At 61.7% G+C, this 24,028-nt stretch carries 22 protein-coding genes; 16 read left to right on the top strand and 6 right to left on the bottom strand.

The genetic code is table 11. The annotated features are described in order from the left end of the window. Window positions 1-20: 20 nt before the first annotated feature. On the bottom strand, window positions 21-212 hold the full coding sequence (locus tag AB3X99_RS19830; RefSeq protein WP_368617872.1) for a hypothetical protein: 192 nt from the start codon (window positions 210-212) through the stop codon (window positions 21-23). Window positions 213-428: 216 nt separating this feature from the next. On the opposite strand from AB3X99_RS19830, the gene AB3X99_RS19835 reads away from it, so the two are divergent. After that, window positions 429-1,223: an SDR family NAD(P)-dependent oxidoreductase gene (locus AB3X99_RS19835; protein WP_368617873.1), complete on the top strand. Its 795-nt coding sequence runs from the start codon at window positions 429-431 to the stop codon at window positions 1,221-1,223. Between the two features lie 27 nt (window positions 1,224-1,250). Here the strand turns inward: AB3X99_RS19835 and AB3X99_RS19840 are convergent, their stop codons facing one another. After that, window positions 1,251-1,724 (bottom strand): hypothetical protein, encoded by a 474-nt coding sequence (locus AB3X99_RS19840; RefSeq protein ID WP_368617874.1) that lies wholly within the window; start codon window positions 1,722-1,724, stop codon window positions 1,251-1,253. A 261-nt stretch (window positions 1,725-1,985) separates the two neighbouring features. On the opposite strand from AB3X99_RS19840, the gene AB3X99_RS19845 reads away from it, so the two are divergent. After that, the gene (locus AB3X99_RS19845; protein ID WP_368617875.1) at window positions 1,986-3,206 is read left to right on the top strand and encodes an MFS transporter; all 1,221 of its coding nucleotides are present in this window, start codon (window positions 1,986-1,988) and stop codon (window positions 3,204-3,206) included. A 30-nt stretch (window positions 3,207-3,236) separates the two neighbouring features. Here the strand turns inward: AB3X99_RS19845 and AB3X99_RS19850 are convergent, their stop codons facing one another. Then, complete coding sequence (locus AB3X99_RS19850) at window positions 3,237-3,626, bottom strand: response regulator transcription factor (protein ID WP_368617876.1); 390 nt, start codon at window positions 3,624-3,626, stop codon at window positions 3,237-3,239. A gap of 253 nt (window positions 3,627-3,879) precedes the next feature. Here AB3X99_RS19850 and AB3X99_RS19855 point away from each other — a divergent pair, with 253 nt between their 5' ends. The 4 genes from AB3X99_RS19855 (at window position 3,880) to AB3X99_RS19870 (ending at window position 7,028) form a co-directional block, all read left to right on the top strand. Then, on the top strand, window positions 3,880-4,551 hold the full coding sequence (locus tag AB3X99_RS19855; protein WP_368617877.1) for a response regulator transcription factor: 672 nt from the start codon (window positions 3,880-3,882) through the stop codon (window positions 4,549-4,551). 193 nt (window positions 4,552-4,744) lie between these two features. Further along, window positions 4,745-5,761 (top strand): aldo/keto reductase, encoded by a 1,017-nt coding sequence (locus tag AB3X99_RS19860; protein ID WP_368617988.1) that lies wholly within the window; start codon window positions 4,745-4,747, stop codon window positions 5,759-5,761. A gap of 9 nt (window positions 5,762-5,770) precedes the next feature. Further along, window positions 5,771-6,190, top strand: a complete 420-nt coding sequence (locus AB3X99_RS19865) for an SRPBCC family protein (protein ID WP_368617878.1) — start codon at window positions 5,771-5,773, stop codon at window positions 6,188-6,190. A 97-nt stretch (window positions 6,191-6,287) separates the two neighbouring features. Beyond that, window positions 6,288-7,028, top strand: a complete 741-nt coding sequence (locus AB3X99_RS19870; RefSeq protein ID WP_368617879.1) for a response regulator transcription factor — start codon at window positions 6,288-6,290, stop codon at window positions 7,026-7,028. Window positions 7,029-7,079: 51 nt separating this feature from the next. On the opposite strand, the gene AB3X99_RS19875 is transcribed toward AB3X99_RS19870, so the two are convergent. Beyond that, the gene (locus tag AB3X99_RS19875) at window positions 7,080-7,430 is read right to left on the bottom strand and encodes a BON domain-containing protein (protein WP_368617880.1); all 351 of its coding nucleotides are present in this window, start codon (window positions 7,428-7,430) and stop codon (window positions 7,080-7,082) included. Window positions 7,431-7,756: 326 nt separating this feature from the next. Here AB3X99_RS19875 and AB3X99_RS19880 point away from each other — a divergent pair, with 326 nt between their 5' ends. Continuing rightward, window positions 7,757-8,539: an enoyl-CoA hydratase/isomerase family protein gene (locus AB3X99_RS19880; protein WP_368617989.1), complete on the top strand. Its 783-nt coding sequence runs from the start codon at window positions 7,757-7,759 to the stop codon at window positions 8,537-8,539. 44 nt (window positions 8,540-8,583) lie between these two features. Then, on the top strand, window positions 8,584-8,883 hold the full coding sequence (locus AB3X99_RS19885; RefSeq protein WP_368617881.1) for a putative quinol monooxygenase: 300 nt from the start codon (window positions 8,584-8,586) through the stop codon (window positions 8,881-8,883). Between the two features lie 15 nt (window positions 8,884-8,898). On the opposite strand, the gene AB3X99_RS19890 is transcribed toward AB3X99_RS19885, so the two are convergent. Continuing rightward, window positions 8,899-9,978 (bottom strand): NADH:flavin oxidoreductase/NADH oxidase, encoded by a 1,080-nt coding sequence (locus tag AB3X99_RS19890; RefSeq protein ID WP_368617882.1) that lies wholly within the window; start codon window positions 9,976-9,978, stop codon window positions 8,899-8,901. A 580-nt stretch (window positions 9,979-10,558) separates the two neighbouring features. Between AB3X99_RS19890 and AB3X99_RS19895 the strand changes: the two genes are divergently transcribed. From AB3X99_RS19895 to AB3X99_RS19915, 5 genes are all read left to right on the top strand, one after another. After that, window positions 10,559-11,464, top strand: coding sequence for a LysR family transcriptional regulator (locus tag AB3X99_RS19895; RefSeq protein ID WP_368617883.1), 906 nt, complete (start codon window positions 10,559-10,561; stop codon window positions 11,462-11,464). Between the two features lie 14 nt (window positions 11,465-11,478). Continuing rightward, complete coding sequence (locus AB3X99_RS19900) at window positions 11,479-12,942, top strand: mechanosensitive ion channel domain-containing protein (RefSeq protein ID WP_368617884.1); 1,464 nt, start codon at window positions 11,479-11,481, stop codon at window positions 12,940-12,942. Between the two features lie 134 nt (window positions 12,943-13,076). After that, complete coding sequence (locus tag AB3X99_RS19905) at window positions 13,077-13,496, top strand: heme-binding protein (RefSeq protein ID WP_368617885.1); 420 nt, start codon at window positions 13,077-13,079, stop codon at window positions 13,494-13,496. Window positions 13,497-13,521: 25 nt separating this feature from the next. Then, window positions 13,522-15,243: an FAD-dependent oxidoreductase gene (locus AB3X99_RS19910; protein ID WP_368617886.1), complete on the top strand. Its 1,722-nt coding sequence runs from the start codon at window positions 13,522-13,524 to the stop codon at window positions 15,241-15,243. Window positions 15,244-15,291: 48 nt separating this feature from the next. Beyond that, entirely contained in the window at window positions 15,292-18,177 is a 2,886-nt protein-coding gene (locus AB3X99_RS19915; protein ID WP_368617887.1) for a winged helix-turn-helix domain-containing protein, read from the top strand. Window positions 18,178-18,181: 4 nt separating this feature from the next. Here AB3X99_RS19915 and AB3X99_RS19920 read toward each other — a convergent pair whose 3' ends face one another. Beyond that, window positions 18,182-19,144 carry a helix-turn-helix domain-containing protein gene (locus AB3X99_RS19920; RefSeq protein ID WP_368617888.1) on the bottom strand — a complete coding sequence of 321 codons (963 nt, stop codon included), beginning with the start codon at window positions 19,142-19,144 and terminating at the stop codon, window positions 18,182-18,184. Window positions 19,145-19,384: 240 nt separating this feature from the next. Between AB3X99_RS19920 and fdnG the strand changes: the two genes are divergently transcribed. From fdnG to AB3X99_RS19935, 3 genes are read left to right on the top strand one after another with little or no spacing between them, the layout of a single operon-like run. Continuing rightward, window positions 19,385-22,447, top strand: a complete 3,063-nt coding sequence (gene fdnG / locus AB3X99_RS19925; RefSeq protein WP_368617889.1) for a formate dehydrogenase-N subunit alpha — start codon at window positions 19,385-19,387, stop codon at window positions 22,445-22,447. 9 nt (window positions 22,448-22,456) lie between these two features. After that, window positions 22,457-23,380, top strand: coding sequence for a formate dehydrogenase subunit beta (gene fdxH, locus AB3X99_RS19930; RefSeq protein ID WP_368617890.1), 924 nt, complete (start codon window positions 22,457-22,459; stop codon window positions 23,378-23,380). After that, the gene (locus AB3X99_RS19935) at window positions 23,367-24,017 is read left to right on the top strand and encodes a formate dehydrogenase subunit gamma (protein ID WP_368617891.1); all 651 of its coding nucleotides are present in this window, start codon (window positions 23,367-23,369) and stop codon (window positions 24,015-24,017) included. Before fdxH ends, AB3X99_RS19935 begins: the two co-directional genes overlap by 14 nt. Window positions 24,018-24,028 lie beyond the last annotated feature (11 nt).

Genomic DNA, 24,028 nt, shown 5'->3' on the forward strand with positions numbered 1-24,028 from the left:
AGCTGCACTGTCTTATGCCGCTAACTTCCGGTGAACAAGTTGCAGTAACTGTGCGGACCCACACATTCGCCATTGCCTGGTGTATTTCCGTTCTGCATTTGTTGCATACCCGGAGACCCGCTCTGGGAGTCGTTTGCCGGCATGGCGGATTGCGCCTGAGAAAGCACGGGCACCAGAAAGACAAAAAGAATGGTTGCTTTCATGAGCTTCATGTTCATACTCCTCGAGTGGCCTGAATCACGGCAAAGCCATATTCGCATTGCGTGCCCGTCGTGGCTTTCCAGAAAGCGCTGCAAGTTGCGGCTTTGCCCGAATCGGCGCATAGACCCCCCTCTCTGACAAATCGATTGGCATGTCTTAATATTTAGCGAACGGTTCGCGTAGGCAGTCAACGCGAGTTTCTCGCCAATGTTTTCATGGAGGTCGAGATGAATATCGATTTGAGTGGCAAGAGTGCGGTGGTCAGCGGGTCCAGTTCCGGTATCGGGCTTGCAATCGCAACGGGGCTCGCTGCAAGCGGCGCACTGACGATCGTTAATGGACGCAAACAGCACGCAGTGGACAGCGCCATCGCGCGTATCAAAGCCAGCGTGCCGGGCGCGAACGTCAGCGGCGTGGCGTGTGACCTCGGCACGCTCGAAGGCGTCACTGCGTTTGTCGAGCAGGTGCCCGAAGCGGACATCCTCGTGAACAACCTTGGCTTCTTCGGGCCCGGCGATATCCTGAGCACGGTGGACTCGGAATGGGAGCGCTACTTCCAGGTCAACGTGATGTCGGGCGTGCGCATGACGCGCGCCTATCTCGACGGCATGATGCGCCGGCGCTGGGGCAGAATCGTGTTCATTTCGTCGGAATCGGGACTGGCGATACCGCCCGATATGCTCGCATACGGCTTCACGAAAACGGCCCAATTGAGCATTTCACGGGGCGTCGCAAAGTTCGCCGCAAATAGCGGCGTGACCGTGAACGCGGTATTGCCCGGGCCGACGCTCTCCGAAGGCGCGCTCGATATGGTCGCCGCAACCGCGAAAGCGCAAAGCAAGACGCCGGATCAGGTGCTCAACGAATTTGTCATCAATACGCGCGGTTCGTCGATTATCCGGCGCGCCGCGACGACCGAAGAAGTGGCCAATATGGTGATCTACGTCTGCTCGCAGCAGGCTTCGGCCACGACGGGCGCTGCACTGAAAGTGGAAGGCGGGATCGTCGATACGATCGGCTGACGCACACGCGAGCAGGCATAGCCGGGCCTACCTCGTCCGCCAGTGCGGCTCGGCTTCCTCGACCCTTCTGTCCGGGCGCAAGTAGTCGAACGCGAGCGAGGCCAGTGCCGCCGTCTTGAGGACGGTTTCAACCAGCGAGAGGCAAAAGAACCACGGCGAAAGCGAGTACATACGCGGCAGCGCCATGGCGATGACGATGATGCTCACGGCACAGCAAAACGAAAACACGGCGAGCGCAAGATGGGCGCGGCGCAGTGTCCAGATCACGATGACGGTGAGGATCACTTTGGCGACGAGCAACGCCGCGACAGGAAGCACCTCCGTCTCGCCTGCGAGTTCCCAGCGGGTTTCGAAGAGCGCCCACAGCCAGACCATGACGATCGACGCCTTCGACATCGTTCCCAGCGCAATGCGTTGGGGCAGGGTGGTTTCACTCGTATCGATGTCGACAAAGGAGTGCGGGAATTCCGCGTGTGCAAAGTAACTGTCTTCGGCTTTCATGACAACCTCAACGACTTCGGGTAGAACACGATCGACTACGCGAAGCCAGTATGGAGGCGGTGTAGCAAGTGTTCTTTCTCGATGGACGCGCAAATTGCGCAGAAAAACGGGCCCGCGCGGCCCGGAATAGAGGCGCGAAGCCCGACGTAGCGGAGCTACCTTTTTTAACCGAAATTTACTGTCATTTCACCGGCGCCGTTTCTAAGCTTTGAGGAACTGCGGCGCGGCGATAGAGGCCTGTGATCGACCGTGGGATTTGCCATGCATGAAAAAGCGTACGCGGCGGAGTGCGAAGCCGTTGAAATCCATTGCACGAAGGAGTCGGAGGCAGACAAGCGTGGCCGCACGTTGTTTGCCCTTGCGCTCGGGAGCTTTTGCATCGGCACCTCGGAGTTCGCGAGCATGGGCATTCTGCAGCTCTTCGCGTCGGACCTCGATATCAGTATTCCGCGCGCGACCCATGCGGTCACGGCCTATGCGTTTGGCGTCGTCATTGGCGCGCCGGTGTTGACGTTGGCGGCGGCAAGGCTGAACCGGCGAACGCTCTTGCTGATCCTGATGGCGGTGTTCGCCGCGGGCAACCTGCTTTCCGCCGCGGCGACCCATATCGGCATGCTCGCAGTCGCCCGGTTCATCAGCGGTTTGCCACAAGGCGCGTATTTCGGCGCCGGCGCTTTTGTGGCGTCGTATATCGTTGGGCCCGGCGCGTCGGGCAAGGCGTTTGCATTCGTGATGACCGGGCTGACGATAGCGACGATATTCGGTTCGCCGCTCGCGACATTCCTCGGGCAGAGACTCGGCTGGCGGGAAACGTATATTGCCGTCGGCGTGCTGGCGCTGCTCGCGCTTGCCGCGTTGTGGGCCTGGGTGCCGGTGAACGATGCGTTGAATGGCGGCCCGTTGAAGCAGGAACTCGGCGCGCTGCGCAAGCCGTCGGTCTGGGTCATGATGAGCGTCGCCGCGCTGGGTGTCGGCAGTATCTTTGCGGTCTACACGTTCATTGGACCCTTCGTTACCGACGTCGCCAGGTTGCACGCATCGGCGATTCCCGTTGCACTGGCGCTCTTCGGTATCGGCATGACGCTCGGCAATGCCGCGGGAGGGCACATTGCCGACAAGCACAACGCGATGGGACTGTTATTGGGCTTCGGTTCTGCGCTCGTCGTATTAGCGCTGCTGGCGCTGTTCGGCGACTCGGTGTGGGTGCTGATGCTTTCGCTGCTTGGTATCGGTGCGACCATGATGGGCGCCATTCCGACCATCCAGGTTCGTCTCACGGCACTCGCGCCTGAAGCCGCGACGCTGATGGGGGCCATGAATCTCGCTTCGCTGAACGTCGCGAATGCGCTTGGCGCCTGGGCCGGGGCGCTGGCGATCGGAGCCGGGTGGGGCCTGCTGTCCGCGGTTTGGGCGGGTTTTGCGTTGACGCTCGCGGGGCTGCTGGTTTTCGCCTTCACGTTTGGCGCGCGCCGCCTGGTCTGAATGGAAGTGAACTAAAGAAGGCGCGGGGCTTCAATCCGCGCGTGGAGACCTCGCTTTATCAAGCGCACATTTGACGCTCCTTGCGACGATATCGAAGTCCGTAGGTTTGGGCAGGTAGGCCAGCGCGCCGTTGGCGAGGACAGCGGCTTCGTCGCGTGCGGTGGGATAGCCCGTGAGGAAGATGGTGGGAGGCGCGTAGCCGTTGGCCAGCAGGCAGGCATGCATTTCGATGCCCGACATGCCCGGCATACTGACGTCGCTGATCAGACAGTTTGTTTGGCTAACGGCGCCCGAATCCAGAAACGCGGCCGCGGATTCGAATGTCAGGACTTCCCAACCCATCGACCGTATGGCGCTCGCCGTTGCAATGCGCATGGATTCGTCGTCTTCGACTATGGAAACAAGGGCGACAGGCGTCACGATGTGCACCTAATGGGGAACAGAAGATCTGCCTCGTAGACTAGTCCGACAAACAACTTTCGATAACCATACGTTCGTATAATATCGGCTGTCATCTGGCCGGTTTGGAGTTTTAGCGCGCTGCTACAATGGAATCGGGGTGGAGTCGTCGGTCCTTAATCGTTTTCTTACGTATGCAGCGTACGCTGAGCGGTGCAATCGCCTGCCGCGACACGCGAGCGTCGTGACGCCCGAGGAAAGTCGGATGACTATCATGGCCAGGTCGACTACAGCGGACAACAGCGGCACGCCAGGGCCGTCGGTTGTCTATGTGATCGACGACGACGAGGAAATGAGACTCGCGCTAGGCGGCCTGCTTCGCTCGGTTGGACATCGTGTGGAGCTTTTCGATTCGCCGCACGCGTTCGTCAATTTTGCGCGCGACGATGTGCCGAGCTGCCTCATTCTCGACGTGCGGCTGAAGGGAGAAAACGGGCTCGCGTTCCAGCGGTCCATAGCGAAAATCGCGCCGCATATTCCGATCCTTTTCATCTCCGGTTATGCCGACGTCGAGATGTCGGTCAAAGCGATGAAAGCAGGAGCGGTGGACTTCTTCACGAAGCCGTTTCGTGAGCAGGACATGCTCGATGCGGTGGCGCAGGCGCTCATGCGCGACGCGGCACGCCTCTCTTCGGACTCCGCACTGGCCGAACTGCGCCAACGTTTCGAAGCGCTCACGCCGAAAGAGCACGAGGTGCTGGAGTTCGTGCTAGCCGGTCTGCTGAACAAGCAGATCGCCGAGGAAATGCATGTCAGCGAGATCACGGTGAAATTGCATCGCGGACAGGTCATGCGCAAGATGGGCATTCATTCGGTGGTCGAACTTGTCCGCCAGGCGCAAATGCTGGGCGTAGTGCCTCGCACGCCGACACGCCGCCGCTCATAGCACACCATCGTCTGATCCATTGCGCCGATTCACGCACGCGCCAGAAATAATTTTTCTTGAGTTAAACGAAAGTATTAGACAGAAGCGCTTTCCACGTCACGCCACAGCCGCTCGTATGGCTGGTATTGCGTGCGACGCGGCGGTATCGTTCGGACAACTACCAGGGAGACTCATACCAGAGTGGGAGTCAGAGATGAGTATTCGAAGCAGTTTGTTGAACGGTCCGCTGGGATTTGGCGCCGCCCCACTCGGGAACATGTTCCGCAATATTCCCGAGGAAGAAGCGCTGGAAACGGTCGAGTCGGCGTGGCAGCAGGGTGTACGTTATTTCGATACCGCACCGTTTTACGGCGCAGGGCTTTCCGAGTTGCGTATCGGCAAAGCGCTGTCGAAGCACAAACGCGACGACTATATTCTCAGCACCAAAGTCGGCCGCCTGATTCTCGATGAAGTCGAAACCGGCAAGCGGGATTTTGGCGAAAAGGGCGGACTGTTCGAATTTGCACTGCCGAACAAGATTCTCTACGACTACTCAGAGCGCGGCACCATGCAATCGCTCGAAGACAGCATGAAACGTCTTCAGGTCGATCGCATCGATTTCGTCTGGGTCCACGATATCGCGCAGGACTTCCATGGCGACGCGTGGCTCAAGGAATTCGAAGTGGCGCACACCGGCGCATTTCGCGCGTTGTCGAAGCTGCTCGACGAGGGCGTCATCAAAGGTTGGGGCCTCGGTGTGAATCGCGTCGAACCGATCGAGTTGACGCTCGGGCTGGCTGATGCGAAGCCCAATGGCATGCTGGTGGCGGGGCGCTATACGCTTCTGGATCACGAAGTCGCGCTGCAGCGGTTGATGCCCGCCGCGCTCGAGAAAGGGGTCGACATTGTCGTGGGTGGCCCGTATAGCTCGGGCGTGCTGGCCGGCGGCACGCATTTCGAATATCAGAAGGCTTCACCGGAAATCCTTGCAAAGGTCGCGCGAATTCGGGCGCTCGCGGAACGCTACGCGATTCCCGTCAAGGCAGCGGCCCTGCAGTTCGTGCTCGCGCATCCAGCCACGGCCGCGGTCATACCGGGCGCGAGCCGGCCCGAGCGTATCGCGGAAGATGTCGCCGCGCTGAAGGTGCCGATTCCTCATGACTTCTGGCGCGAGATGCGGGAGCAGGGCCTGGTATCGCCGCTGGCGCCGTTACCCATCGACAGCAAGTAGGGGGACATCATGGCGGAAGCTTTCGCAGCGCTCGAAGTCGCGTTGCCGGCCGCAACGGTCTGGCAATTGATCGGTGGGTTCGGTTCGTTACCCGACTGGTTGCCCTATATACCGAAGAGCGAATTGACTGATGGCGGCCGTGTGCGTCATCTCGCCAATCCAGATGGCGATCCGATTGTCGAGCGCATGCTTTCGTTTAGCGAAGCTTCGCGCAGCTACAGCTATGCGATCCTGAAAGCGCCCTTTCCAGTGAGCGATTATGTTTCGACATTGAGCGTGGTGGAGAAGGGTGCAATGACCTGTCGCGTGGAGTGGTCGGGCAAGTTTGTGCCGGTTGGCGTGACGGAGCAGGAAGCGTCGCGCCTTTTCGCGCAAATCTATGAAGGCGGACTTGACGCGCTCAAGGCGCAATTGGCAAAGCACACATGATTCCGGCACGTACGGCCTAAATAACTATCCTCATACCGATGCGCCGTATACGAGGTTGTGTGGCGCCTCACTGATTTGATTGCGCTAACGGGTTCGCATGGCGGTGGCGATAACGCCGGTATATATTAGCTTTGTCGAATCCCTTTGGGGCACTTTAGTGAGCGATAAGCATGCGGTCACCCACGGCGGTGAGGCGCCAACGGTCTTCCTGGTCGACGACGACGACGACGTCAGGGAGTCGCTCGAGCAATTGCTGAGGTCGGTGGGAATAAAGGCAAGTGCGTTCTCACGCGGCGAGGCGTTGATCGACGCGTTCGAAAGCGGCACTATTCGCAGTCCCGCGTGTATCGTGCTGGACGTTCGCCTTCGCGGCGCGAGCGGGCTGATGGTGCAGCAGGCACTTTCGCAGCGCGGCATTGCGCATCCCGTCATTTTCATCACGGGTCATGGCGACATCGTGATGACAGTGAAAGCGATGAAGGCCGGTGCGGTCAATTTCCTCACCAAGCCCGTGCGCGACCAGGATCTGCTCGAGGCGATAGCGGAAGCGGTCGACCTCGATCGGCGACGGATCGAGGATGTCGCGGCGGCGCAGGACGTCAAAAGCCGCTGGCTCGAATTGACGCCGCGCCAGAGGCAGGTCATGCATTGCGTTGCTTGTGGCGCATCGAATCGCGAGATCGCCGACGAGTTGGGCATCACGGAAATCACGGTGAAGATCTATCGCGGCGAGGGCATGCGACGCCTCGGAACAAAGACCCTCAGCGAGTTCCTCTCCAAGGCGGAGATGCTCGGAATCATCGACGGGACGTCGCACGATCTGCTCCGCGCTAATTGACGAACCTGGGGCGGCGCATGCAGCCGCCGCCCGAACCCCAAACCACGCACATCAGTGGCCGGCTTCGCGCATACGCACGTTGTTGGTCACGTTCGACACGCCCGGTACGCCGGCGGCAGCCGTGCCGGCGAGCTGGATCTGATCCTCATCCGGTACCGTCCCGTCGAGCGTGATTTTGCCGCTGCGCGCGACGACGATGATGCCGCCCGCGTCAAGATCCTTGGTCTTCGTGAGCGTGCGCCTCACCTGGTTTTCGAGTTGGCGATTCTGGGCCCGGATGGTCTTTTTGCTGACCGTTGTCGATGTGGGCGCCGACGCGTCGGTTTGAGCCAATGACGGGCCGACAGCAAGAGCGGAAGTGACCGTCAAAGCCACGATGGGCAAAAGCTTGCGTAAGAACATCGCTGTGCTCCTTGGAAGAAAGAGGGGTTACGCCTCGTGGGAATGGCGTCTGAACGTCGCCCTCCAGGAGCATTTTCAGCTGCTTCGTCTCCCTAAGTCTTTCCCAATCGCACCGCATTTTAAGCGGCGTATCGCTTCCGATCGCACGGGTTGCCGGCCGAGCGCGATACTACGACGCTTTACCACTTTTAACTTCCTGTCCAGGTGCGCGGGTGGCATATTGGGCTCAACACCCGGCGTTCAGTTGATCATTCGGCTTGCCCATCCATTCACGATGGATGCGGTCTATTCAAATCCTTCGACATGCAGACGCGAGAGGCAGATTCATGGTCCAGATCGTTCACCCGGGGCAGATCTTGCTCAGCAAGCTCGATGGATTTCGTCTGGAATTCGCGGACTCGAATGCTCGCGCCGATATTGTGTTGCAGCGGCCGCCACTCAATATCGTGAGCCTCGAAGAGCGTGAACAATTGCGCGTGGTGTTCGAGGCACTGGACGAAGACCCCCGGGTTCGCGTGATCGTACTTCGTTCGGCAGGCGAGCATTTTTCGGGGGGTGGCGATTTCAGTGGACTCAGCGAAGCCTCTACGGAGCGCATTTCGCGGCTGGCATGGAGCGTGTCCGCGCCTGCGCGCTGCGGCAAGCCCGTGATCGCCGCGAATCGCGGCTACTGCTTTGGGGTGGGATTCGAGCTGTCGCTGGCCTGCGATTTTCGTCTTGCAACTGAGACGACGTTATATGCGTTGTCCGAACGCAGACTCGGCGAGTTGCCGGGATCGGGAGGCGCGGCCCGGCTCCAGAAAATGGTGGGAACGTGCCGCACCAAGGATATCGTGATGCGTTCGCGCCAGATTCCCGGGCCGCAGGCTTATGACTGGGGCATTGCGACGGAGTTCGTGCCCGATAGCGATCTGGAGAGCGCCACCGACGAGATGGTGTCCGAATTGCTCGCGCTCTCGCCGTCGGCGCAGCGCGCGGCGAAGCGCCTTCTGAACGCCATCGACGACACGTCGCTATCGATGGGGATCGCATTGGATGGCCATCTCAACGGCAGGCTGCATGTTCCCGGCGAGTATCGGGAAAGAATGGAAGCGTTCGGCGAGAAGTGATGGCCGGTTGCAGCATGTGCTCAATGATTCTCGAGGTCCAGCTTATGAATATCAGCGTTTTCGCGAGCATCGTCCCCAGGCCGGAGCATGTTGAGGACGTGGAGGAAGAATTGCTCAGGATGGTGAGCGCGTCGCGCAAGGAGCCCGGCAACTTGCGTTACGACCTCTATCGCATTTCGGAAGGGCCAACGAGCTTCCATTTGTTCGAGACCTACGACGGTCCTGCCGCAATGGATGCGCACAGGGCGAGCGCGCACTATCAGAACTATCGGGCCAAGGTCGTGAACTGGCTGCTTTCTGCACCGGACGTCAAGGTGCTGACCGCGCTCGAAGCCGCCAGTTAACCATATTGTCTGTGCTCACTCGCTTTCAAAGAGGTCTCTGAAGCGGCGAGGCTGCGAGCGCAAATAGGGCTTCGGCGCGCGAACATGCGCGCCAAGGTCCGCCGCGGCGTGCCAGGGCCAGCGCGGGTCGTAGAGTATCGCCCGGGCCAGCGCAATAAAATCGGCGTCTCCGGTCGACACAATGGCGTCGGCTTGCTCGAAGCCCGTGATCAATCCAACTGCGACGACCGGCATCGAAACGGTTGCCTTGACCGCACGCGCGAGCGGCACCTGGTAATTGGGTCCCACTGGAATCTTTTGGTCGGGGTGCAGGCCGCCGCTCGTGACGTGGATGGCGTCACACCCGCGCGCTTCGAGCGCCGCGGAAAATGCGATGGTCTGCTCGATATCCCAGCCGCCTTCGACCCAGTCGGTGCCCGATACGCGCACGGTGACCGGCTTGTTGCGGGGAAAGGCTTCGCGAACCTCGTCGAATACTTCGAGCGGAAAACGCATGCGGTTTTCGAGCGTGCCGCCGTATTCGTCGGTGCGCCGGTTCGAGAGCGGCGAAAGAAACTGGTGCAGAAGATAGCCGTGGCCGATATGCAGCTGAATCAGGTCGATGCCGATGCGATGTGCGCGATGCGTCGCGGCGACAAACGCGTGACGCACACGGCGAAGCCCTTCGTGATCGAGTTCGACAGGTGGAACGTAGTTTTCTGCATACGCCACCGGCGAGGGCGCTTCGGTTTGCCAGCCGAGCGCGTGGTCAGGCGGGAATTGAGCGGGCTTTTTCCACGGCACCTCCGTTGAGGCTTTACGCCCGGCATGACTCAGTTGAATGCCGACGGGGACGTCCGAGCAGTGACGGATCGCCTCCAGCGTGCGCCGCATCGCGGCTTCCGTCTGGTCGTCGTAGAGCCCCACGTCCGCGTAGGTGATACGGCCTTCGGGCACCACGGCCGTCGCTTCGATGGTGAGCAGCGCCGCGCCGGAGATGGCCAGGTGGCCCAGATGCACGACATGCCAGTCGTTCATGCAGCCGTGCTTCGCGGAGTACTGGCACATCGGCGCGATGATGATGCGGTTTGCCAGCTCGAGATTGCCAACTCTCATCGGCATAAACAAGGCAGGGTTCCCCAAGATGGCCTCCGTACGCGTAGACGTGAATCAGGCAGGGACCAGGATAATGCGGCGCGTGGCAGACGCATAGCCCTACGATGGGTTCGAAGCGCTCGCGCAATCCGTATAAGGCTTATACCAAGGTTTAGGGTCCCGCCGATTCGAGTTTTGCGAGGCGGGTGCGCCGATGGTCGATTCGTTCGCGTCGAGCGACGATGCTTCCCATACGAACGTATAGTGCCTGCACGGCGGGCGGCGATTGACGTATGCCATGGTAGCGTGGACTTGCCTTCAGCGGACGACTACTCTGAAATCGTCGTGAGGAGCGCCGGCATGTGGCTCACGCGGCGGGTCTTCTGGAGTCAGTAAACATGTATCAGTCTGAGAAAGTGACGTTACACAACTGGATCATCGTTTGCAGCGATGCGTATATGGAATTTACCTTCGTCCCGTGGCTCGGCCGAAATGTCTATCGGCGCACTGTCGACTATCGGGACGTCTGCATGCAATAGCCGACGTATTCCCCGCGTGAAATAGGTTGGACAGGTCATGGCGCAGCCTGCGTGTCATTCCCATGAAAGCCACCTCTGAGGATCTCACCATCTTCGTCAGCGTTGTCGAATCGGGTTCGATTACAGCGGCGTCGCAAAGCCTTGGCCTTGCCCCCTCGGCGGTCAGCCGTACGCTGTCGAAGCTGGAAGAGAAGGTCGGTGCGACTCTGCTCAACCGCACGACGCGCCGCATGCATCTCACGGAGGAAGGCGCGTTCTACCTCGGCCATGCCAGGGAAATTCTGCACCGCATGGAAGACCTCGAAGAGCGTCTCACATGGCGCCTGCAAGCGCCGGTGGGAAGGTTGCGCATCAATGCCGCGTCCGCTTTCATGCTGCATGCGATCGTGCCGCACATCGGGGAATTCCGCCGCATTTATCCCGACATCGAACTCCAGCTCAACACGAGCGAATTCAACATCGACCTGTTGGCCGAGAGCACCGATATTGCAATTCGCACGGGCGCGTTGAGCGATTCGACGCTGCGCGCGCGGCCGTTGGGCGCGGTGCAAATGCAGGTGGTGGCCAGCCCCGAATACATCGTTCGCCACGGCGAACCTGCGAGTGTTCAGGGCCTGGCCGGCCACTTGCTGATTGGCTTCACGGAGCGCGAGTGGCGCAACGTCTGGCCCATGCGCAGCGCCGACGGAAAGTGTCTTCAGGTGCGTCCTGCCTTGAGCGCCTCGAGCGGCGAGACGATCCGTCAACTGGCGCTGGCGGGGCAGGGTATCGCCTGTCTTGCCAACTTCATGACCGCGCAGGACATCGCCGCCGGCCGCCTCGTGAAACTGACGTTCGAGGCCTTGAACAACGAGCTGCAACCAGTGCACGCGGTGTTCTACCGCAACTTGACGCTCTCCATCCGCATTCAGTGCTTTCTCGACTTCATTCAGTCACGCCTGAAAAACACGCTCATTGCGCTCGACTGACCCTGGGAGCCGGTGTGGACAATCCGCTGATCTTCGGCTTCGCGCTGGTGGCCATCGACGTCGCGGTGTGGCGCAGCGCCGTGCCGCGCAACGAAGTGGCGAGACTCCTCACGCGACTGTGCATCTATGGGGCGCTGAGTGCGCTGCTGTTCAGTTCGGGGCTGAGTCCTTTCTCCCAGCCGCCGTTCGAAGGCTCTCGCGCGCTGCATGTGGCGGGCGCGGTGCTCGAGATCATCTGGTGGCTGACCGGCGCGCGCCTTTTGAGCATCGTGCTCGATACCCTGTTCCTGCCGGAGACGTGGCGCCGTCAACGGCTCTTCGAAGACGTATTCGGCGCGGTCGCGTTTCTTGCCGCCGTGGTCGCCTCGCTGGCCTTCGTTCTCGAACTGCCGGTGCGTGGTCTCGTTGCCACGTCTGGCGCGCTCGCGATCGTTCTGGGCCTCGCGATCCAGAGTACGCTCAGCGACGTCTTTGCGGGCATCGTGATCAATACCACCGAGCCATATGAAGTCGGCAACTGGGTTTCCATCGACGGCGTGGAAGGCAGGGTGCTGGAGATGAACTGGCGCGCAACGCATTTGCTGACCGGGCAGGGCGACGTCATCATCGTGCCGAACGCCGTGGCCGCGAAGGCGAAGATCACCAACAGCAGCCGCCCCGCGGCGCTGCACGGCCTGACCATCACGCTCGAAATCACGCCCGAGGCGCGGCCCGGTGTCGTACTCGATGCGCTCCGTCTCGCGCTCGAGGGCGTGCGCGCGGTGCTCGCCGACCCCGCGCCGTCGGTGCTCGTGAAGGGGGCGAGCGTCCAGTCGCTCTCGTACGAAGTGACCGCCTTTGTCGACGACATGGGCAAGAAAGCCGCGGTGTCCAACGAGCTTTACGATCTTTGCTATCGGCATCTCGCTGCGGCCGGGGTCGACCTCAGAGCCCCCGGCGATTCCCGCCCGCGCGACCCGACGGCGGGCTCGGGCGATGGGCGCATCGACGTGCTGCGCCGCGTTCAACTGTTCGCCGCCTTGCCGCTCGAAGAACTCGCGCGACTCGCACAGGCGCTGTCCTGCCACGCCTACGAAGCGGGCGAGGTGCTGATCACATCGGGCAGCGTGTCCGACGCGCTCATGATCGTCGATTCCGGCGTGCTCTCCGCGGTGACCAGCAAAGGCGCGGAACAGATCGAGGTGGCGCGGTTCGGGCCGGGCGAAACGTGTGGCGAAGACGGCTTGCTTGCAGGCTTGCCGGCACGCGTGACGGTCACGGCCCTCACGAATGGCGTGATCTATCGCGCGAAAAAAGATGCGCTGACGCCCCTCTTCAAGAACTACCCGCATATCGTCCAGTCGATGTGCGGACTGCTATCGCGTCGTCAACAGACGCTCGACAGGATGGGCACCTCAAAGCCTGCCGCGCAGTCGGAGGAGTCGTTCTTTCAGTGGCTGATCGACAGGGTCCGCGAGCTGCACGACCTGAGTTTCTGAGTGGCGCAACGCGGCATCGTCGTTTTCCCGTTGCAAGGTCTTTTGCGAACTCGCATGGGATCCGGCGCGAATCAGCGTGTCTGATTATCGTTAGCAGAGCGTCACATGACACGGTACGGATACTCGAGGGTGACATGCCACGATCCTACGATAGCCTCACGCTGGAAGATGCGAAGAAGATGGTTTGCGCCGCGGAGGAGCGAGCCGCGAGCCTTGGCATTGCGTACAACATCGCGGTGGTCGACGCGGGCGGACATCTGATCGCGTTTCTTCGCCAGGACGGCGCGTTGATCGGCAGCATCGATCTTGCGATCGACAAGGCAGCGACCGCCCGGATCTTCGACACGGCGACCGCCGATCTGGCGACGCTCGCCCAGTCGGGAAAGCCGCTCTACGGCATACAGGAATCGAACGCCGGCAAAGTGGTGATCTTCGGCGGGGGTATCCCGATCGTTTTCAAAGGGAACGTCATTGGCGCAGTGGGCACGAGTGCGGGAACCGTCGAGCAGGACATCGAGGTTGCCGAGGCGGCGCTCGCCGCGCTCGCCTTCTGAACGCTCATGGCGAATTGAGGCATCGATGGAAAACGACCAACCGGAAATGACCCGCTCGACGGATACCGATGCGCCGATCTCGGTGCTGTCGAGCCCGCAGGAGCAGATGTTTCCGCTGCTGCCGGAGCGCGAAATCGAAACGGCGCGCGCGTTCGGCACGGTGATGCAGTGGCGGGCCGGCGAACTGATGTTCTCGATGGGACACCCGGCTCCCGGCCTCGTCGTCATGCTCGAAGGGCATGTGCGTGTGATCCGGCGCGATGCGCTGGGCCGTGTCCATCGCACCTTCGAGTATCGTCCGCGTCAGTTCATGGGGGAGATCGCGCAGCTGTTCGATCATCCGTGCCTTGGCGACGGCGTCGTCATCGAAAACACGACCGCCATCGTGATTCAGTCGGAGGATCTACGCAGGCTGCTTGTCATGGAGGCCGAACTGGGCGAGAAGATCATGCGCGCGCTGATTCTACGGCGCGTCGGCTTGATCGAGCGCGGCAGCGGCCCCGTGCTGATCGGCGAATCGACCGACGCCCGCCTGATCGCGCTGCAGGATCTGCTCAGACGAAACTCGTATCCGTATTCGCTGATCGACGCGCGCGAAGATCCCGAAACCGTGTCGCTGCTGCAACGCCTCTCGGCAACCGAGGCCGATTTCCCGGTCGTCGTCTGTCCGGACGGCACGGTGCTGCGCGCACCGGATGAGAGCGAGCTTGCGACGCGTCTTGGCTGGCTGCCCGATTTCGACCCCGGGCATGTCTACGACGTGCTCATCGTCGGTGCCGGGCCCGCCGGGCTGGCGGCGGCCGTGTACGCGGCTTCCGAGGGTTTGTCGGTGGCGATGTTCGACAGCTGGGGCCCCGGCGGGCAGGCCGGCACGAGTGCCCGGATCGAGAACTATCTGGGCTTTCCGGCCGGCATTTCCGGAGAGGCGTTGACCGGACGGGCCTTCATGCAGGCACAGAAGTTCGGCGTCCATATTTCGATTCCGACGCGCGTCACTTCGCTTTGTTGCGATGGCGTCCCGCTCGCGGTGGGGCTCGACGGCGGCAAGCGCATTGCCTCGCATACCATAGTGATTGCCTGTGGCGCCGTCTACGCGAAACCGGACATCGAAGGCCTCGAGCGCTTGACGGGCCGGGGCGTGTTCTTCGGATCGTCGCCGGTCGAGGCGAAACTGTGTCAGGGGCTGGAAGTCGTGGTCGTGGGCGGCGGCAACTCTTCCGGACAGGGTGTGGTGTATCTGGCGTCTCATGCCCGGCATGTGCACCTCATCGTGCGCGATCACAGTCTTGCGGAGCATATGTCGCAGTACCTGATCGACCGGATCGCCCGGCTACCCAACGTGACGCTCCATACCGACACGCAAGTGACCTCCCTCGCCGAGGACGATGGTGGGCTCGCCGGTGTCAGGTGCGAAGGCGCGCAAGGTGAACTTTCATTCAGCGTACGGCATCTCTTTCTCTTCACCGGCGCACAGCCGAACACCCAATGGCTCGACGGGTGCCGCATCGAGACCGATGCCAAAGGCTTCGTGCTGACGGGCGCAGAGGTGCATGGCGCGCGCGACGAAGGCGGCCACACCCTGGAAACGAGCGTAAGCGGCGTGTTCGCGATCGGCGACGTGCGCTCGGGATCGACCAAGCGCGTGTCGGCCGCGGTCGGCGAGGGCGCGGGCGTGGTGCCGCAAATCCACGGCGTCCTGCCCGAGCGGCAATCGCGCGCGCGGGAGGCGATCCGGCGGGTCGTGTGACCATGCTGGTATATTGGCCGGTGTCAGCCAGATATCAGGTGAAGCGTGGTGGCCAATCATCCAGATGCCGCGGGCGAAGCCTTTCTGTTCGGCGCTTTCCAGCTCATACCCGCGCAGCGGATGCTGTTCAATGGCGGCAATGCGGTGCGGGTGGGCAACCGCGCGCTGGAGATTCTCGTTGCGCTCGTGGAGCGTGGCGGCGAACTGGTCACGAAGCAGGAATTGATGGCGCGGGCCTGGCCGAACACCGTGGTCGAGGAAGGCAACCTCAAGGTGCAAATCGCCGCGTTGCGAAAGGCGCTAGGCGAAGGCCCGCACGATCAGCGTTATCTAACCACGGTGGTGGGCCGTGGCTATCGCTTCGTCGCACCGGTGGAACGGGTATTGCCCGCGCCGGATGAGGCGCATGGCGGCGCAGAGCCTCGCCTCGGCAACCCTGTTCCGCTGGCACTGGTGCGCCCGCTCGGGCGCGCGTCCGACATTCAGGCGCTGCTTAAATCCTTGCTCGACGCGCGGCTCGTGACCGTTGCGGGTCCGGGCGGAATCGGCAAGACGACGGTGGCGTTGGCGCTCGCGCGGCAAATGGCCGAAGCGGGCGAGCACGAGGTCTGGTTCGTCGACCTCTCCACGATTGCCGACGCGCATCTCGTGCCCAATGTCGTCGCGGCGGCGTTGGGCTTGGCCGTGCATTCGAACGACGTCGCCTCGGCGCTGGCGAGCTATTTCGCGCTGCGCGAGCGCCCACAGCTCGTCGTGCTCGACAGTTGCGAGCACGTCATCGAAGCCGCCTGCGCCATCGTCGAGCGTATCGTTTGCGCCTCGCCGCGGGTGCTGGTGCTCGCCACCAGCCGCGAGCCGCTGGCGGCGGCCGGCGAGCACGTGTACCGCCTCGAGCCGCTAGCCAGCCCGCTTGCCACTGAGGGGCTGACCGCAGACGTTGCGCTGCGCTATCCGGCGGTGCAACTGTTCATGGAGCGTGCGAGCGCGAGGCGCGGCGACTTCGAACTCGACGATGACGACGCGCCCGTGGTCGGCGAAATTTGCCGGCGGCTCGACGGCATCGCGCTCGCGATCGAACTCGCGGCCACGCGTCTCGATGCATTCGGCGTGCGCGAATTGCTGGGCCTGCTCGACGACCGCTTTTTCGCGCTCGGGCAGGGGCGGCGCACGGCCCCCGAGCGGCACCGGACGCTGGCCGCGATGCTGGACTGGAGTCATCAATTGCTGCCCGCGGTCGAGCGTGTCGTCTTGCGCCGCGTCGGGATATTCGCGGGCAGCTTCGTGCTGCGTTCGGCCGAAGCGGTGGCGGCCGGAGACGGCATTTCCAGCCGCGATGCGATCGATGCGATCGCGAGCCTCGTGGCGAAGTCGATGGTCACCGCGGACGTACGCGGCGAAACCGTGCACTACCGGCTGCTCGATTCGACGCGCGACTATGCGCGCCGCAAGCTTGCCGACGCGGGCGAACTGGACACCGTCGCGCGCCGTCACGCCGGACATTTTCTCGACATGTACGCACGCGCCGAGGATCAATGGAGCACGCAGCCGGAACGCCGCTGGGTGGAGGGGCATTTGCGCGCGATCGACGACGTGCGCGCGGCGCTCGACTGGGCGTTTGCGGCACGGGCGGAGGCCGAGCTTGGCGCGGCGCTCACGGTAGCGGCCATCCCGGCGTGGCTGCGCCTGTCGTCGCTCGAGGAATGCCGCAAGCGCGTGCAGCAGGCGTTGTCGGGCATCGATGGCGGCTCGCCCGCATTCGAGCGCTATCGCATGAAGCTTCATACGGCGCTGGCTGCAGCGGCCATGTACACGTGCGGCGTGATTCCCGAGGTCGACGCCGCGTGGAGAACGGCATTGACGATTGCGCGAGCGCTCGATGACAAGGAATATCAGTTGCGCGCATTGTTTGCCGGCTGTTGCGCGCTGGTTTATGCCGGCAAGAACCGCGCAGCCGACGCACTGCTCGAAAATTTTCGCTTCGTGGCACAGGCATCGGGCAACGCCGTCGCGCTTTCGGATGGCGACAGGCTCACTGCGTTCACCTGGCATCACATGGGCAAGCAGGCGGAAACGCGCGAACATCTCGAGCGCGTGCTGAGCCGCCATCTCGCGCCGCTCCAGCGGCCGCAACTCTCGCCGGTCCACGTCGACTGGCGCAACGGCTCCAGAACCATCCTGTCCAACGTGTTGTGGATTCAGGGGCTGGCCGATCAGGCGCTGCGGCTGGAACACGAAGCAAGAAGCGACGCGCAGGCCAGCGGCCATCCGTTGACGCTCGGCTATGTGCTCGCGCTTGCATCGGTGCCGATCGCCCTGCAGGTGGGGGATCTGGTCGCGGCGCGAGCCCATCTCAAGCGTTTGCAGGACCACCTCGCAAAGCATGGGCTCGTCATTTTCGAAGCGATGGCATGTTGCCTGCACGGCGCCGTGCTGATCGAGTGCGGCGAGCCGTCCGGTCTGCCGATACTGCGTGCCGGGCTGGAGCAGTACAGGCGCGAGCATATCGGTCTGCGCTATGCGATGTACGCGGGGGTCTACGCGCGCGGGCTGCGCGCGTTTGGGCGCAACGTGGAAGCGCGCGCGGTCGTCGAGGAAGCACTGGAATGGGCGAACGCGCACGACGAGTTGTGGTGCATGCCGGAACTGTTGCGCATCAAGGGAGAAATACTCGAAGAGAACGACGCGCTCGATATGCTGGGCCTGTCTGAGAGCCTGTATCAGCAGGCAATCGAGCTTTCCTGTCAGCAAGGCGCACTGTCCTGGGCGCTGCGCGCGGCAACCAGCCTCGCTCGACTGAGCCACAGGTTTGGCAAGACGCATCACGCCCAAACTGTGCTGGTTTCCGTCTATGAGCAATTCACCGAGGGGTTCGAGACGGTGGACCTCCAGGCAGCGCAAGCGAAGCTGGACGGTCCGCACAGAAGCCACGTGTAGCGCGTCAGCGCGTCAGCGTGTCGGGCGTGGCGCGACATGCCACGTTGGCAAGGTCACGCGCTCCCAGGCGCACCGTCGCCCCGTGCTTGCCGCGCCAGCGATGCGGCGTATCGTCGACGTGGCGTCGAAACACGGTGGTGAAGTGCGCCTGCGTACGGAATCCCACGCTAAAGGCAATATCGGCGACCGTCGACTTCGTGGTGGCGAGCAGCGTTTGGGCGTGTTCGATGCGTCTGCGAAGGATGAACGTATGCGGCGAGGTGCCCGTCGCGGCACGAAAGCGCGCCGCAAAGTGCATGGGCGACAGACCGACCGCCGCGCCCAGTTCGGCCGACGTCATGCTCTGGTCGATACGCTGATCGATGAAATCGATTGCCATCTTCACGCGCCACGCCTCGAGCGGCGAGACAGAGGGCGCGCGAGCGGGTTTGATCGTGGCGCGCAGGACCATGATTTCGAGCAGGCGCGCGAGAATGGACAACATGATGCCGTCCGCGTAAAACGTGCTCGTGGAGGTTTTGCCGTGAATCGCGCGCAACAGCGTGCCGGTCAGCTTGAAGACCACCGGATCGCGAAGATGCTGCGGCTCGGACAAAACGGAATCGATTTCCGGCACCTCGTCGTTGTCCAGCCACTCGGTGAGCCAGTATGGCGGAACATGAAGATGCAGGAAGTCGCTCGGCGTCGCGAAACGCGCATCGATCTGGGAACCGGCGGGTATCACGAGCACCGCGCCTCGATCGACGACGCCGTCATGAAATGACACGCCGTCTATCGCCAGCGTCAGGAGCGACTGGTTCAGGCAAAGCGCGACGAGAATGCACTGGCTGTCGATGCGCGTGCCCCATGCCTTGGGCGTTGCACTCGTCCAGCGCAGCACTTCGGGAAGCACGAGGCTGCGATCCGGTTCACACGATATGGTTTCCGATGACCTCGCATACTGGCCGATGAGAAGTGGCGCGTTCATGGATCTACCCTCCGTGTCCGTGCGGGAACCTGTCAGCACGATATCGCGTGGCGGCCGGCGCGGGTAGTCTACGGGGGTATGGGCCGGCGCCCCGAGGAACCCCCGCAGTATTAAACGAAGGTATAGGAAAGCACCGAAATAAAAAAAGCGTGCGTTCAGAAAATACGCGGGGACGGGTATCGGGAACAATGACTTGTGTCGTGCCTTCGTGCGGGCACGAGCAGATCCTCGGGGGAGTCCATGGATAACCTGACCCGGCGCCAGTTCCTCAAGCTCACTGCAACCACATTGGCGAGTTCGAGTCTCGCACTCACCGGGTTTTCGCCCGCCACCGCGCTGGCGGAGGTGCGCCAATACAAGCTCATGCGCACCACGGAGGTGAGAAACACCTGCACGTACTGTTCGGTAGGCTGCGGGATCCTGATGTACGCGCTCGGCGACGACGCCAAAAACGCCAAGGGCAGCATCATTCATATCGAAGGCGATCCCGACCACCCTGTGAATCGCGGCACGCTATGTCCGAAGGGCGCCAGTCTGCTCGACATCGTGCACAGCGAAGCGCGGCTCAAACTGCCCGAATACCGCGCGGCGGGATCGGACAAGTGGGTGCCCATCTCCTGGAACGAAGCGTTCGATCGTATCGCCGCGCTGATGAAAGCCGACCGCGACGCGAATTTCATTCATCGAACGGACGAGGGAAGAGTCGTCAACCGTTGGACCACCACAGGATTTCTCGCCGCTTCGGCCGCGAGCAACGAGGCCGGCTATCTGACCCACAAGGTCGTGCGCAGCCTGGGGATGCTCGCATTCGACAACCAGGCGCGTGTCTGACACGGCCCGACGGTGGCAGGTCTTGCCCCGACGTTCGGCCGCGGTTCGATGACGAATCACTGGGTGGATATCCGCAATGCCGATGTCATTCTGGTCATGGGCGGCAATGCGGCCGAGGCGCATCCATGCGGATTCAAATGGGTGGTCGAAGCGAAGGCGCATCGCGGCGCACAGCTCGTGGTGGTCGATCCACGCTTTACACGCACCGCTTCGGTGGCGGACTACTATGCGCCGATCCGCACCGGAACCGATATCGCTTTTCTGGGCGGCGTCATCAACTACCTGCTGACGAACGACAAGATCCAGCACGAGTACGTGAAGCACTACACCGACTTCGGCTTCATCGTCAGGGAGGACTTCGCTTTCGATAACGGGCTCTATTCGGGCTACGACGCCGGCAAGCGATCGTATGACAAGAGCACTTGGGAATATGAACTCGATGAAACCGGATTCGTGAAGACCGACGCGACGTTGTCGCATCCACGGTGCGTCTATCAATTGATGAAAGGACACTTCTCGCGGTACACGCCGCGAATGGTGGAAAAAATCTGCGGCACCCCGCAGGAGAAGTTCTTGCACGTATGCGAAATTCTCGCCAGTACCGCGGCGCCCAATCGTGCAGGGACGCTTCTCTACGCGCTCGGCTGGACACATCACTCGATCGGCTCGCAGATCATTCGCACAGGCGCCATGGTTCAGCTGCTGCTGGGCAACATAGGCATCTCGGGCGGCGGCGTGAACGCCTTGCGCGGCCACTCCAATATCCAGGGTTTGACCGACCTCGGGCTACTGAGCGAGATGTTGCCCGGTTACATGGTGTTGCCGTGGGAAGACGAGCAGGACTACGAGGCGTATATCGAGCGCCATGCACTGAAGCCTCTGCGCCCCAATCAATTGAGCTACTACCAGAATTACCGGGCCTTTTTCGTCAGCATGATGAAGTCCTGGTGGGGCGATGCGGCGACGAAAGAGAACAACTGGGCCTACGACTATCTGCCGAAGCCGGATAAAACCTATGACCTGATTCAAAACGTCGAGTCGATGAGCCAGGGAAAGATGACGGGGTACGTCTGCCAGGGTTTCAACATGATTGCTTCGGCGCCGAACAAGGCCAAGGTCTTCGAGGGGCTGTGCAAGCTCAAGTGGCTCGTCATCATGGACCCGCTCGCCACGGAAACGTCCGAATACTGGAAGGACTTTGGCGACTTTCACAAGGCCGATCCGGCGAAGATCCAGACGGAGGTGTTTCGGCTGCCTACCACCTGCTTCGCGGAAGAGAACGGCTCGGTGGTCAGTTCTTCGCGCGTGCTTCAATGGCATTGGAAGGGCGCCGAGCCGCCCGGCGACGCCCTCGGCGATGCCGAGATCATGTCGAACCTCTTCGTCCGGATGCGGGAGCTGTATCGCAAGCAAGGCGGGGCGTACGCCGACCCGATACTGAAGCTCAACTGGCCCTATGCGGACCCGCAAAGCCCCACGCCCGAGGAACTGGCCAAAGAGTACAACGGGTCGGCGCTTTCGGACCTTGGCGATGCGCACAACGCTGGCGCGATCGCCGTGAAAGCCGGTCAGCAACTTTCAGGCTTTTCGCAGCTGCGCGACGATGGCAGTACCGCGAGCGGCTGCTGGATCTTTTGCGGCGCATGGACGGAGGCGGGAAACATGATGGCCCGCCGCGACAACAGCGATCCCACCAGTATCGGTCAGTCGTTAGGCTGGGCATGGCCCGAGAATCGACGAATCCTCTATAACCGGGCTTCCTGCGACCTCAATGGGCAACCATTCGATCCGAGCCGGACGATCCTCAAATGGAATGGGCGCCAATGGAGCGGCGCGGATATCGCCGACTACAAGGAAGACGAAGCGCCCTCGCTTGGCATGGGGCCTTTCATCATGAACCCGGAAGGCGTGGCGCGCTTTTTCGCACGGCGGCAGATGAACGAAGGGCCGTTCCCCGAGCACTACGAGCCGTTCGAAACGCCCATTGGTTTCAATCCGCTTCATCCGGATCATCCCGACGTGACGAACAATCCGGTTGCGCGCGTATTCGCGCGTGACAGAAGGGATTTCGGCACAGCCCCCGAGTATCCGTATACGGCCACGACGTACCGGTTGACCGAGCATTTCCACTTCTGGACCAAGCATGCACGCCTGAACGCCATCATCCAGCCGGCGCAATTCGTCGAGATCGGCGATGAACTCGCCGATGAGCTGCGGATCGTTTCGGGCGACAGCGTGAAGGTGTCGTCGAAGCGCGGTTACATCGTTGCGGTCGCCCTCGTGACGAAGCGCATCCGGCCGCTCATGGTGGATGGCAAAAAGGTTCACACGGTAGGCGTGCCGCTGCATTGGGGCTATAAGGGGCTCGCCAAACCCGGCTATCTCGCCAATACGCTGACCCCATCGGTCGGCGACGCCAACACGCAGACGCCCGAATTCAAGTCTTTCCTCGTCAAGGTCGAAAAGGTATGAGGTGCAAACGTGTCCCTGCAATCACTGGATATCAGGCGGCTGTCCGCCACGACCGTGCCACCGCCCGGCGACCGGGTTCCGGTTACCGGCACGGTGGCCAAGCTGATCGACGTTTCGAAATGCATCGGGTGCAAGGCATGTCAGACCGCCTGCATGGAGTGGAACGACCTGAGAGACGAGATTGGCGAGAACGTCGGAGTCTACGACAACCCGCGTGATCTATCGGAGCACTCGTGGACCGTCATGCGCTTCACGGAATATGTGAATCCCAAGGGCGATCTGGAGTGGCTCATCCGCAAGGATGGCTGCATGCACTGCGAGGATCCCGGGTGTCTCAAGGCCTGCCCGTCGCCGGGCGCCATCGTGCAGTACACGAATGGCATCGTCGACTTTCATGAAGAGAACTGTATTGGCTGTGGCTACTGTATAGCCGGATGTCCGTTCAATATACCGAGGCTCTCGAAGACCGACCATCGCATGTACAAGTGCACGCTCTGCTCGGATCGTGTTGCCGTGGGTCAGGAGCCCGCCTGCTCGAAGACCTGTCCGACCGGGGCGATCATGTTCGGCACCAAGGAAGACATGAAGGCGCAAGCCGCCGATCGAATCGTCGATTTGAAGCGGCGCGGTTTCGAGAATGCAGGGCTCTATGATCCGGCCGGTGTTGGCGGCACGCACGTCATGTATGTCCTCCATCACGCGGATCAGCCCTCTCTCTATCACGGTCTGCCCGACCGGCCGCGAATCAATCCGCTCGTCATGGTGTGGAAGAGCCTTGCCAAGCCGCTGGCGCTGGCGGTGCTGTTTCTCACGCTTTTGACGACCTTTTTTCACTATGTACGGATCGGGCCGAACAGGGTGCACGAGTCCGACGAGGAAGCTGCGCGCGCAGATATCGAGGCCAGCAAGGAGGCAAAAGATGACCAGCAATAACCGCAGGCCCGATCTCCTGATCGAGCGTTATAACGCCAACGAACGGACCATTCACTGGATCACGGCACTGAGTTTCATCTTGCTCGCGTTGTCGGGGCTTGCGCTGTTTCATCCGGCGATGTTCTGGCTTTCGGCGCTATTTGGCGGCGGACAGTGGATGAGAATCCTGCACCCGTTCATCGGCCTCATCATGTTTTCGGCGTTCTCTTGCCTTGCGATTCGCTACTGGCGCCACAACCTCATCGAACTCAGTGACATTCAATGGCTTCTTCGCATCTTGCAGATTCTCCAGAATCGCGACGAAGGTCTTCCCGAGGTGGCTCGGTACAACGGCGGCCAGAAAATGCTGTTCTGGACGCTGTTGCCTTGCATGATCGCGCTACTGCTATCTGGCATCGTCATCTGGCGTCGCTATTTCTCTGCATACTTCGCCATTGACGTTCTTCGCTTCGCCGCGCTGGTGCATTCGATCGTTGCGTTCGTCCTGATCCTCGCGATCATGGTGCACATCTACGCCGGAATCTGGATCGACGGCACGCTGGGTGCGATGCTTCACGGCTATGTCACGCCGGGGTGGGCGAGAAAGCACCACCCGCGGTGGTTCCGGTCGGTGATCAAGTCACAGCATCTGAAGTGATGGAGTGTTCA

This window comes from Paraburkholderia sp. BR10882 (assembly GCF_040948855.1).
In the GTDB taxonomy this organism is placed as follows: Bacteria; Pseudomonadota; Gammaproteobacteria; order Burkholderiales; family Burkholderiaceae; genus Paraburkholderia; species Paraburkholderia nodosa_A.